We start from the raw sequence: 13,463 nt of genomic DNA, 5'->3' as shown, positions 1-13,463 counted from the left end.
CGCGCCTACCTCGACCGGGCCCTGAGCGACCACCCGAACCGCTGGAACGCTGAAAAAGATGCTCTGACACGGTATTTCAGCGGCGTATACGGCGGCGACGCCGACCAGCGATCGTTGCGGTCGAACCACGACGTCGCAGCCCAGGCGATCGCCGCCCGGATCGACTTCGCGCTGCGGCGCGACAGCACGGTACTGGTGGGCACCTACCGATTCGGCGACGGCATCGAGGGTGCGACCGCGGTACCCGGCCTGCTCGATTCGCACGCGTACCCGGTCCTCGCGGTCGAACGCGACGACACCGGCAGACCGGTTCGGCTCCTGCTGGAGAATCCGCAGGACCACAACCGGGATCCGAAGCGTCCCGCCCCGGGCAGCGGCGTCGAATACCGTCTCGATCCCGAGCCCGCCGGGACCACCGGTGAGCGCTACCGCAAGGCCCCCGACGGCACCGAATACCGCACCCGTGCGAACGGCACCCAGCATCGCTGGGATCCGGACGGCACTGCCTACACCCTCGACCCGGACGGCACCCGGTACTACACGCACACCCAGGACGACGTCCTGCACATCGCCTATCCGGACGGCGCGCGGTACTGGCGCACCCCCGACGGGAACGAATTCGGGACGACCGTGGACGGCCGTCGAATCCGCAAGGTGCCCAACGGTTCCGGATGGGTGCCCGACTCTCGTCGCGCCGATCCCCCGGACCCGACCTTCCCCCGCCGCGGCGGCGTGGTCGCGGTCGACCTCATCCACCTGCCGAAATTCACCACGCTCGCGGTGAGCGGTCCCGGCGCGCACGGTCTCTACGGCCCCGCCGAAACCACGACCGCGACAGCGGAATCCGAGGACACCCTGCTCGGCTACCTGGGCGAGGTCCTCGGCGTCGACTTCCACGGCACGCCGGGCCCGGAATTACCGCACACCCACTTCGACCGCACCGGATTCGAACCGCCCACCCTCGCCGAGCACGAACGCTTCGAGAACCTCACCGACCAACAACGCGAGACGCTGCTGCCGGTGCCCGGCGTCCCGGTCGAACCGATCCGGCAGACCGCGGACGACGGCGGCGATCTGCTGGTCCTGGTCGATGAAACCGGTGTGACGCACGAACTTCCGGCGACCTTCACCGCCGAGGCGACCTACATCGATGAGCCGACCGGCGCACAGTACGAGATCCGCCTCCCGGACCGCACCGTCCGCCTCCCCGCCTCGCTGACCGACGGTTTCACCCTCCATCCCGGATCCGCCGGACAGCCGGACCGGCTCGAGTGGGACGCGCCCGGCGGCGAGGTCCGGTTCACTGCCTACGACAGCGCCGGACAGCGGTTCACCCTCCAGGTGCCGTTCGGCAACAAGCTCGTGGCCAGGCCGGGAGACGGCCCGTGGCGGTGGGTGACCCATCCGGGTCAGGGCGCATGGGTTCGGATCAACGCGCCGCACACGGTGCTGTCCGAGCTGCCGACGCTGGCCGACCGGACCGGCGAGGACCTGTTCGGCCCGGCCGGACCGCAGGCCCGTGACGCGCGCCAGGGCGGGGCCGGGGACTGTGGTCTGCTCTCCGGCCTGCGCGCCAGGGCCAGAATCGATCCGCAGTCCCTCCGGCAGATCCTGCACGATCACGGGGACGGCACCGTCAGCGTCCGATTCCGGATCGGTGACGCGTTCGAATGGGTTCGTGTCCACAAGAGCATCTACCTCACTCCGGGCACCACCGCGGGGTACTTCGCCAAGCATGCGCTGGGAGAGCCGTTGTGGGCCAGCATGATCGAGAAGGCGTATGCGGTCCGGCTCAACAACGGTGACGGCTACCACGGCTTCACCGAGGGTATTCACCCCGGTATAGCGGCGGGAGTGCTCGGCGCGCACACATACCGCAGCGCGGGCGACTGGTTCGATCAGCCGGCGCGCAGCATCGACGACGAGGATTTCCTGCATCCGCTGCGGATCGACGCCAACACCCTGCACGATGTGGTCGGCCCGGACGGGGATCCGGAGTTCGTGCGCCGGATCGTCGGCACCCACGACGAGTGGAACCGCCGGAATCTGGCCGGGCGTGAGTCGAAGTGGCAGGACCTGTCGGCCGCCCACCCGGACGACGACGATGCCAGGGACGCCGCGTACGAGGAGTATCTGCGCACCGAGGATCTGCGCTCACCGCAGGGCTTCCGGACCTATCTGGACGAGCTGTACCCGGAGGGTGCGGCGACCGGAAAAGACCTGCTGCGAGACTATTTCGCCGCTGCGCACAGTGGCCTTCCCGAGGATCGCTGGATTGCCGGGAATCATCCGATGGCCCAGGGAGTCGCCCAGCAGATCGAATTCGCGCTGCGCCGCCGCACCGGCGTGACGATCGATACACACCGGTTCGGCGATACCACGGAAGATGTCACCAGGGTTCCCGGTCTCGTCGGCGGGCACTCCTACACCGTGCTCGGGGTCGAGCGGGACGAGACCGGCACCCCGGTGCGGCTGCTGCTGGACAACCCGTGGGACGACAACCAGCTCTACCCCGCTCCGGTCGGCGGCATTCAATATCGCCTGGCTCCCAGCGGAACCGGCTACACCCCCGACGGCGCGGGTTCGCTGCGGCAGGAGGAAGCCGACGGCACGGTCTCGCACATCCATCCGGACGGCAGCCAGGACCGCCGCGATCCGGACGGCACGTTCTACCGGCTCGACCAGGACGGCACCCGGCACCGCACGGCTCCGGACCGCACCGAGTACCGGACCCATCCGGACGGCAAGAAATTCCGGCGCACGCCGGATGGCACCGAGTACTGGACCAACTGGTACGGCACCACCTACCGCAAGAGTCCCGGCGAGACCCAGTTCTCGCCAGCTCCGGAATTCGACGATCCACCGGATATGGCCTCGCCGCTCGGGGGCGGGGTCGTCGCGGTCGGACTGGAACATCTGCCCAAGTTCACCCGCCTCAGCATGGACGGGCCGGGCGCCCACGGGCTGTACGGGCCCCAGGCCGCTGCGACAGCACACGAAACAGCCTCGCCGACAAGCCTTCCCGCACCGCAGATGGCGCCGCCGACCGTTCGTCCCACGATGGACACCTCCGCCGCGAACACCGCCCCCCAGTCGTCGCAGCAGCAATCCGCCGCCGGTACAACCGAATTCGAGCCGACCGGCGGCGACACCTACTTCGGCGCGGACCTGCTCGACCTGCTCGACGAGCCGGTTTCCGGCGACCTCACGCCGCAGCCGCGCCGCCCGGACCTGGCACATCCGCAGCTCGAGCGCCCCGGCCCGCTGCCCGCCGACCAGCGCCTGGAGAACCTGACCGAGGAGCAGATCGCCACGTCGTTCCCGGTGGTCCCGGTGCGGGCGACGGTCCCGTTCCGGCATTTCGACAAGTTGACGATCGTCGACCAGAACGGCAGGACGTCGCTGCTGCCCGCCATCGGCACCGAGCGCGCGACCCTGCACCGACCGCACGACGCCCCCGCCTACTACGAGACCATCCGAACCAACGGCCCGACCTACCGCATCCCCGCCGACCTGGCGCAGGACTTCACCTTCCAGCCCGATAACCCCGGCGGCGTCACCGGCCACCTGAACTGGCGTGCTCAGCCGGGCTCGCGCCTGCGCATCCTCGGCCGCGACGATCAGGGGCAGTGGGCTCCGCTGACCCTGGCGCACGGCGCGCCGCTGGTGATGCGTTCCGGAACCGGAATGCGTCGATCGGTGAAACGCCCCGGAGTCGCGGGCTGGACCCACATCCGGGCCTCCGACGACGTCGTGGGCAAGCCGCCGCAGTTCGCCGATCGGCGAACCTCACCCCTGTACGGGCCGCAGGGTCGGCCGATGCCGCAGGACGCGCGACAGGGCGGCCTGGGCAACTGCGGCCTGATCGCACCCTTCAAATGGCTGTCCGAACACGATCCGGACGCGATCATGGACATGCTGCACGATCACGGCGACGGAACCGTCAGCGTCCGCCTGATGGTCGACAAGGTGCCGGTCTGGGATCGCCATCTGATGACGGTGCCCGTCGACGCGAATACGAAATCCGCCTCCTTCGTCGCGCACGAACCCGGAGAACCCCTGTGGCCCAGCCTGATCGAGAAGGCCTTCGCGCATCGCTTCGGTAAGGAGGACGGATACGAGGGGATCGTCGGAGTCCAGTCCGCCGAGGCGGCCGCGCGCCTGGGCCGCGGTTTCCACCGCGTCGGGGCCGGGGGTGTGCATCAACCGGTGCACTACGTCGACGACTGGAACTTCCTGAACCCGTTGGGATTCGACGTCGACACCCTGCACGAGCTGGTGTCCGACTACGCGCTGCGTTCGAGTGTGCGCTCGGATGTGACGAATCATGCTGCGCCGCAGGTCGATATCGAATTCTCCCGCGAGATCGCCGACACCGTGCACGGCTGGTACCTCGTCGCGGACGGCCTGCGCACCGCGCGCTGGGAGGAGATCTCCCGGAACCACCAGGATCCGGCCGCCCGCGACGCCGCGTGGGATCAGTTCATGCGCACCGAGGACCGATACTCGGCGCCGGGTTTCCGCGCTTACCTCGACGAGCTGTTCCCGGATCAGTGGGACGTCGAAAAAGACGCTCTGACACAGTATTTCGGCGAGGCATACGGCGATTTCCGCATCGCCGGGGCGGAGAGTCGCACGTTCGGTTCCCGTGCCGGGGCGCTCGCACGGGCCACCGCGGAGCGGATCGACTTCGCGTTGCGGCGCGGCACCGTCGCGGTGCTCGGTACGGACCTGTTCGGCGGGGTGTACGCGAATCGCGGCGCGGTGCCGGGGCTGCTCGGCAATCACTACTACGCCGTGCTCGGGGTCGAGCGCGATGCGAGCGGTCGGCCGGTGGGACTCGTCCTGGAGAACCCACACGACAACAACCGGAGTCCCGTGGCCCCGGCCCCCGGCCTCGAATATCGCCTCGACGTCCGGGAGGACGAGTATCGGCCGAACGCGGACGGCGGGCGGTCGCGCCGGGTCCACCACGCCGACGGCACGTTCACCGAATACGGCAGCGAGCCGGACGGCACCCGGTACCGCGTGGATCCCGACGGCACCCGATTCGCCTACGGCCCGACCGGAATCCGATATCGGCGGGATCCGAACGGCATCGAGCACACCACGCTGCCCGACGGCACCCGATATCTGCAATTGCCCGGCGGCGGTGGACGTTTGACCGACGCGAGCGGCGGCAAGTGGACCAGACCGGCGGGCAGCACGACGTGGTTCCTCGACCCGTTCCGCATCGACCCGCCGGATCCGACCATCCCGCTGCGCGGCGGCCTGCTCGCGGTCGGACTCGAACATCTGCCGAAGTTCAACACGCTCGCACTGAGCGGCGCGGGCGCCCACGGCCTGTACGGGTCCGACTTCCCCGTCACGACGCGGATGGGTTTCGCCACCTCGCCCGCTGGGGTCGAGCACACCGCGTCGTCCGCGACGGACGTGCACACCGATCCGGCGGCATCGGGATCCACCCGGCCCGCAACCGATTTCGAACCCGAGGACGATGAGACCTACTTCGGCGATTTGCAGCAGACCCTGGAACAGCCGGACGTCTTCGGCGCGAAAGATGTTCCCGCCCCGCCGCGAACCGAGTACGACCGCAGCGGACTCGAGCCGCCGGTTCTGGCCGAGCACGAGCGCCTGGAGAACCTCACCCCCGAACGGAAGCGGCAACTGCTCCCGGTCGTCCCCGTACCGATTTCCGCGGGTTACGAGCCGCACACCGGTCCGGTGCTCACCCTCATCGATCTCGTCGGCAAGATGTCGCAGTTGCCGACCACCGGACAGGCGGAGGCCGAATTCGTCGTCCCGTCCTCGGGACGGCCCTACTACCGGTTCGACGGCCCGGCCGGACAGCTGGATATGCGGGTGTCGGTGGACATGGCCGACGGATTCACCTTCGTGCCCGACGCATCCTCCACTCGCGGCACGCTGAGCTGGAACGTGCCGAGTGAGATCCGGATACTCGGCATCGGCGCCGGGAACGTGGAGAAGGGGGTGAGCATCGCCTACGGCAGCACGCTGGCTGCCATGAACGGCCCCGGGCTGTGGCGCGTGATCAAGAGCCCCGAGGATTCGGCGTGGTACGCGATCCGCAACGTCCCCGACGACGTCGTGCACCCGATACCTCTACTCGCCGAACGGCATTCGGAGGATCTGTTCGGCCCGTACGGGCCGCGCCCCGAGGACGCACGGCAGGGTGCGGTGGGGGACTGCAACCTGGTCGCACCGCTCAAGGCGATGGCCCACCGCAACCCGCACGCGATTCGCGCCATGCTGCACGATCACGGTGACGGCACCGTCAGCGTCCGGTTGCGCGTCGACGGGAAGAACGAATGGGTCCGGGTCGAGAAGAGTATCTACCTCGCGCCCGGCACCGAGACCGCGCGCTATATCGGCCACGGCCCCGGAGAACCGTTGTGGCCCAGCATGATCGAGAAGGCTGTAGCGCATCGGCTGGGTGGCGACGAGGGCTACCGGAAGCTGACCGAGGGTGGCGACCTGGACGTCACCCGACATCTACACGCCGGGTTCTACCTGTCCGAGGACGGCCGCGCGCAGCCCGTGCGCGATATCGATGACGAGTCCTTCCTCGATCCGCTGCGCCTGGATGCCGCCGATCTGGCAGAACTGCTGGGCGAGGGCGCGGACCCGGAATTCATCCGCGCGGCCGCCGACAGCTACGGCGACCTGGAACGCAGGACCGAACAGCTGCGCGCGGCCTTCTCGAACGAGTTGCGCGCCGCGCACCCGTCCGATCGCAACGCCCGGACCGCGCTCTGGAAGCAGTTCATGGAGACCAGGGACTTGTTGTCCTCCAACGGTTTCCGTGCATACCTGGAGGAGCGGTTCCCGGGACGCTGGGAGTCGGAGAAGAACATCCTGCTCGACGTGTACCGCGAAGTGCGCGAGGGACCGGCCGAGGGGCGGACGCTGTCCGATCCCTATCGGCACCTCGCCCGGACGGTCGGTCATCGGATCGACTTCGCGCTGCGCCGCGGCACCACGATCGTCGTCGCCACGCGATCGTTCGGACAGGAGACCGAGAACGCCACCGCCGTACCGGGTTTGGTGGGCGATCACGCGTACGCGGTGCTGGGCGTCGAACGCGACGACTCCGGCACGCCCACCGGGCTGCTGCTGGAGAATCCGCACGACGGCAAGGGGAAGCTGCCCGAGCCGCTGCCCGGCATCGAATACCGGCTCATCCCGCACGAATCCGGATTCACCCTGGGGCAGAACGGTTTCCGGTTCCGCCGCGAGCCCGACGGGACCGTCTACCGGATCGGCCCGGACGGCGCCCAGTACCGGGATGATCCGAACGGCGAGGTCTACGGCATCGGACCGGACGGGCGGTACCACCGGAGTACGGACGGCGTCGAGCACCACCGATATCGGGACGGCCGCCGATTCCGGCGTGAGCCCGGCGGGCGCGAGTTCTACACCGCGCGGAACGGTAAGCCCTGGTGGCGGCCGAGCCCGGACGCTGCCTGGCTCCGTGATCCGGACCGCATCGACCCGCCCGATCCGACCGTCCCGCGTCGCGGCGGCATCGTCGCGGTGGATTTCGCGCATCTGCCGAAGTTCGGCCGTCTCGGTATGAGTGGCGCCGGTGCGTTCGGCCTGTACGGTCCGCTGGGGGTGACGGTTCCGGTGCGGGATGGCCACGTCGCCGCCCGGTCCGCCGTGCAACCGCCGGAACCGCGGCCACGGCACAGCGCGCAGACGCCGAGTACCGCACGCCTCGGCGGAATCGCGATCCACGGCGACGGAAGTACCGCACCCGACCTCTCCCGCACACCCACCATGCCGCAGCACTGGGCCCGGGTACCCGACGATCACGACCCGCTGTTCACCGCCCTCGCCCGGATCCTGAGCCTGCCCGACGGCGCGGCCGTCCGTGATCACATGGACGAGAATCTGTCCGATCTGGTGCGCGCCGAGGCCTACCACCGTGGCGAGGTCGACGATCTGCGGCGGAGCGGATCGACGACCGATGTGCAGTGGGAACGGGAACAGCAGCGGCAGCGGGCCTTCGACCGACGCATGGCGCAGGCCCGCGACCTCATCGCGGCGGACCCCGCCGACCACCTGAATGCGACACCCGCCGAGGCGGAACGAGCGCTGACGGCCGCGGTCATGGCCCTGGGCATGAACGCGGTCGGCGTGTCACCGGACGACCGCTCGTCCGAGATCACCGGAGCCCCGGGCAGGCCGGTGGTGTTCGTGCGCCGAACCCCCGAGGGGCACTACGAGATCGGTGTGACCCCCGAGGGCGCGCTGTTCACGAAACGCGACGCGCCGCGCTCGCCGGACCGGCCCGCTTCCGCGAGCGCGGCGATACCGAAGGAGCAGATCCCGCCGCCCCTGGATCGGGTGCTGGCCTCGCCTCAGCTCCCGCTGCTCGACGGCGCGGCGCTGGACAAGAAGTACATCGACGAAACCCGGCCGATCGCCGCCAGATCCAGCATCGCGCGCACCCCGGCCATGCGGCCGCGCGAGGCTCTGCCGAGAGTCCCGTACTACAGCCCCGTCGGGCATATGAGCCCCGAGGAGCTCGAGTCGTACCGATTGTTCGTGGGCCGGGACGGCAGACTGTTCCGAGCCGCCGACGGCTTGCCGTTCGACACCGGGAGTATGCGTTCCGCACACGTCAGCGGGACGGGCCGGGCGATGTTCGTGATGGACGAATTCGGCAACCTGTACGCCGGTGACCAGGTATTCGGCGAGCGGCACCACTCCTCGTTCCTCGGCGGGCGGACCGTCACCGCCGCCGGTGAGTTCGAGGCGCGCGACGGCCGGCTCACCGTCATGAGCGACCGCAGCGGACATTATCTGCCGCGACCCGAGATCAACGACTTCGCCCTGGATTGGCTGCGCCGGCAGGGGCTCGTGCTGGACGAGCGGTTCACCCGGCAGGATTTCGAGAACGTGCCACGCGATCGGTCCGGCGAACTGGACCGCCAACGCGCCGAGGTCGCCCGGCGGTGGGTCCTGCTGGCGGCGATGGAGCAGGCCCTGTCCCGCACGCAGAACGCGGTCACCGAACACGACGACCACGTGGCGAGCAAGGTCGCACGCATCCAGCGCTGGAATCTCGACCGGCAGCGGGCCGAACTGGACTACTGGCGAAGCGAATTGGCCGTCGGCCGGACCCAGCGGACACTGCGAGAGCAGACCTTCGCCCACCCCTCGCCGAGCGGACCGGCCGACCGGCTGACCCCGCCGCAGCGGCCGCGCGGATTCGACGACGCCGGGTTCTCGGCGCAGGATCGCGCGGCGTGGTGGCGGGACCAGGGCCGGACCTGGTGGGACAACCTGCATTTCGAGGATCTCGCCCCTGCCTACCAGTCCGGGCTGCTCACCGGTCACCCAGGACTGCGCAACGGCGAAGGCATACCCGCGTCGGTACGAGACGCGCTGAACCGCAAGTACATCCAGCTCGAGATCACCCGGCTCGACGCCCTCGGCGGGGCACTGTCCTCGGGCGACCGTCGCAGGCTGCGGAACCTGAAATCCACACTCGCCGAACTGTATACCGCGAGCCTGCAGAGCGTCATCGCCGCCAAGCGGTCCGGCGGCGACGACGCCCCGGTGCACCTGCTGTCCTTCGACCAGGAGGCCAAGGGGCGACACGGTCACGCGACCATCGCGATCGGTGACGTGGACACCGCGGGCACGGTGTACTGGCACGCTCCCGCGGGCGCATCGATCGGCTCGATGACGCCCGCGATCGCCGATGCAGCACACCGGCAGGCGAAAACGGCTCGCACAGAACCGGATTCCGCGACGGTGGTGTGGGTCGACTCCACCCCGGACCGGAACCGGCTGCGACGGCTGTTGCCGCAGTCGTTGCGCGGCCTGTGGGACTCGGGCAGCGCACACCGGCTGCTGCCTCGCATGTTCACCGATTCGCGCGACCGCACCCCCGACCGGCTCGGCGCGGCGGTGTCCGCATTCGCCGACGCGCACCGGGCCGGGCCGAATGCCGCCGCGCCACAGCAGATTCACCTTTTCGCGGCGAAATCCGCCATGCCGCATATCGGTTCGTCCGTGGTGACGGTCCACGACGTCGCCGGGCGCCCGGCCGACCGGCCGAGCCGGATCGTCGAGCCACCCGCACGTCAGGACGGCCGCAGCGAAACCACGCGCACGCTCGGCAGTTCCGGCGGGACGACCGTCCGCGCGTCCGACGGCAGTACGCTGCACATTCCCGCCAGTGTGGAATCGCGCGCTCGGATCGGTCTGTCCGACGGGCATTCCAACCTCTGCGGTCCGCTGACCATCGCTGAACTGCACCGTCGCACCAACAGTCCCGTCGTCCGGCTCCTCGCCGTGCACCCGGGCCTGAACGGCGTCACCCGGGAGGAGCTCGAGCACGCCGCCGGGGCCTGGTTGCGGCCCGTCGTCGACCACGCCGACATCGCCGGTGATCTGCTGGCCCTCGGCCACGGTCACCTCGCCCTCGTCGTGGACGAGTACACGACCACCGACCGCAACGGCATCGGGGCGCACGCGTACCTGATGGTCAACGAGTACGGCGCGATCAACGTCGTCGATCCCGGATTCGGTGTGGCGCATGCATTTCCGCCGCAACCCCGGCGCGGGCTGTCGGCCACGCACGCCGCGTTCTTCACCCCGCACGGCTATCCGGCTCATCCCGTTGTGCACCAGGGCAATCCGTCCGTCATCCCTGGTTTCCACGAGGGAGTTGTCGATGCCGACGGCATTCGCCGCTTCTACACCGACGAGCAGGGCGACGCGTTCGGTCACCGCCGCCTGCGCAACTGGGACCGGCAGCCCGGGCAGGTGCGCGCCGCCCTGCACGCCTATGAGGAAGCGGGCCTGATCAACACCGTTCTCCGGCGGAACATGTCGTACGCCGACCTCGCGAACTGGGTCGGTCGGCTCCGTTGGAGCAGCGAGATCCTGCATGCGCTGACCGGACCACATGACGATCCGCCCGAACTCGTCTCGTTGTTCCATCGGCGAAACGAACTGCTGGCCAACAGGTCCCGATCCGCCGAGGCGATCGGGGAATTGCAGGCGCTGAACGTCGTCCTGCACGATCCGCGGCCCGAGGCCCGATGGGAGCAGATCCAGCAGGACGCCGAAACCTTCGACGAGGCCGCCGCGATCCACCGCCGGTACTTCGGCCGAAGCCTCGCCCCGGAGACGATCCGCCATCAGATCGCTCTGCTCGATCGGGCGACCGCGCGCCGGTTGCCGCTGACCGAGCCGATCCGAATCATCCGGGGGCTCAACGACATCGGCTTCCTCGCGACCGACGGATACGGCAACCTCGTCAACGTTCCGCAGCGCGAGCTCGGCTTCCTGTCCACATCGGTCGCATCCGCCGCGAGCCATGAGGCATACCGCATCGAGCTGATCGTCCCGCCGGGCGCGAGAGGCGTCTACATCGGCGGCGACGGCGTCTTCCCGAGTCAGCGGGAACTCGTCCTGGCGCGTGGCACGAACTACCGGATCTTCGCCGTCGAAACCGCCGCCGACGGGGTCACCGTGCTGCACGCCCGGGTGGAGCCGCCCTCGGCGGTTCCCGGATACGGGCCGCGCATCGGTCTCGACGGCTCGGACACCGAGGCGCAGCCCACCGCCGAACCCCGTCGCTGGGTCGAGGGCAACTTGTTCTCCACTGCTCGCCCGGCCGTGCGGCCGACCGGGTACATGTCGAGCGCGGCGCTGCAACACATCCTGCAGGTTTTCCCGGACCTGTTCCATCGGCCGCGCACCCTGGATCAGCTGTACGCCTCGCTGCTGCCGGTATGGCCGGAGGTGACCTTCGACGACCTGCGCGCCCTGCGGGAAGAGACCTATGTGCGCAACGGGGTGCGTCTGCCGGCGTTGTCGCTGGAGAGCCTGGACGGATTCCTGCGGGAGATCTGGGATCGCCGCACGGTCATCGGCAATGCGGACGATGTCTACACCATGTACCGGCAGCGGGGCGCGGGAGACCCGGCCGAGGATCCGCGCGAGTACCTCCATGCGTTGGCGCGGATCCTCGGGGACCGGTCGACGCGGAATCTCGAGGGTCATGTGCCGCAGGATCGCCAGGACCGTGCGGCCGGTCGTGCGCGCACCGCCATCGTGCCGGGTGTGGCGAGACTGCTCGACCAGGAGAACATCGATGAGTGGGTCCCGCAGGACGTTCCCTTCGTGCAGTACAACCGGCAGCTCCACCTGGACGGAATGCGCGGCGGCGACATCGGATTCAAGATCTACGTCAATACGCCCGGCGCCGCGCGTCCCCGGGTGACCGCGGGAATCGTGCACGAAATCGTCGATGATCCGCATCGGTTCCCCGGTATCTACGCGATGAAGGTGGCCGGTCCACTCGAACAGCGCGCCGACGGCATCGTCATCTACGTGCGCGATCTGCTCGCGGCGCATCGGGTGGTCACGTGGCTGCGGGCGGTGCAGGATACGCACGCGGAGTTCTTCGGCTGGGATGTGCCGCCCGGATCCGAACAGGTCCTGGCCGGTGTCGGATTCGGCGCCGAACCACCCGACGACAGTTTCGGCGGCCTGCGATCCAGCGTGATCGGCATCGCGCTGGAACGGCATCGCGGCGGCACCTTCGAAGACTTCTACCGGGAGGTGCGAAATATGCTCCTCCGCAACGGTGTCGAGCAGGACCGGGTACATCTGAATATCGTGTACCCATGACCAGCAGCACACCCCCCGGCTACCACCACTGGACGCGGCGACCCGTGGTCTATCTGCCGGTACACCGGCGCGGTGAGGTGATCGGCTGCGTATGGGCGTCCCCGGACCAGCATGCCGCGGGTTTCGAGCGTCGGCTGGCCGTGGCCGGTGACGATCTGGACTGCCTGATCGCCTGGGAGGCGAGACTGAACGAGTCGGCAGCGGCCGGGCTGACCGCGCGTGCCGCGATCGAGCGATGGATCGGCGCACCCGAGGACGCGGTCGCCGGAACCGTTCCGGCGCAGAGCAGTCCCGTCGAATCGCCGAGCCTGGCCTGGCTGTGGGAGCAGCTCAATCCGGACGGACCGCCGCTGGGCGAGGGCCCGCTGATCCAGGACGGCACCTATCCCGACGGCACACCGGTGGACCGCGAGCAGGGCTGGGGTCCGCTGGTGAGCGCCCCGCTGGAGAACTACGCGTCCGAGACCGACGCTCCGGTCCGATATCTGCCGGTCCGGCTGGATTCCGTTGTGGTGGGCTATGTCTGGGCCGCGGTCACCGATGATGCGGCCGGATATCTGCCCCGCCCGGCGGCCGGGCGCACGGGTGAGATCGCGGCGGGCCTGTGGTGGATGCGCCTGAGCGACGCCCACCGCGCCGGACAACCCGCCACCGAGGCGCTGCGCCGCCTGACCGCCTTCGCCGAGGACCGGTTGTCCGGGGTCGCCGGACCGGGCGACGAGGATCTGGCCCAGGGCCTGGCCGAGTTGCGGCGGATCGCCGATGCGCCGAGGACCGGTCGTTGA

The 13,463-nt window shown here is 69.4% G+C and carries 2 protein-coding genes (1 of these 2 only partly in view); both read left to right on the top strand.

Annotated features, from left to right (window positions below; all coding sequences use genetic code 11):
* Positions 1-12,678, top strand: the 3' portion of a protein-coding gene (locus tag ON40_RS32175) for a C2 family cysteine protease (protein ID WP_157186498.1). 22,554 nt of this gene lie to the left of the window's left edge; only the last 12,678 of its 35,232 coding nucleotides appear in the window; its start codon lies beyond the left edge, outside the window; its stop codon occupies positions 12,676-12,678.
* Entirely contained in the window at positions 12,675-13,463 is a 789-nt protein-coding gene (locus ON40_RS48465) for a hypothetical protein (protein WP_051193842.1), read from the top strand. Before ON40_RS32175 ends, ON40_RS48465 begins: the two co-directional genes overlap by 4 nt.

This window comes from Nocardia jiangxiensis NBRC 101359, assembly GCF_000308615.1.
Classification (GTDB): domain Bacteria; phylum Actinomycetota; class Actinomycetes; order Mycobacteriales; family Mycobacteriaceae; genus Nocardia; species Nocardia jiangxiensis.
The sequence above is the reverse complement of the archived record's forward strand: the minus strand, read 5'-3'. Positions and strand labels throughout refer to the sequence as shown.

Coding starts and splice junctions, on each gene's coding strand:
- ON40_RS48465 (WP_051193842.1), top strand. CDS start 12,675: ATGACCAGCAGCACACCCCCCGGCTACCACCACTGGACGCGGCGACCC.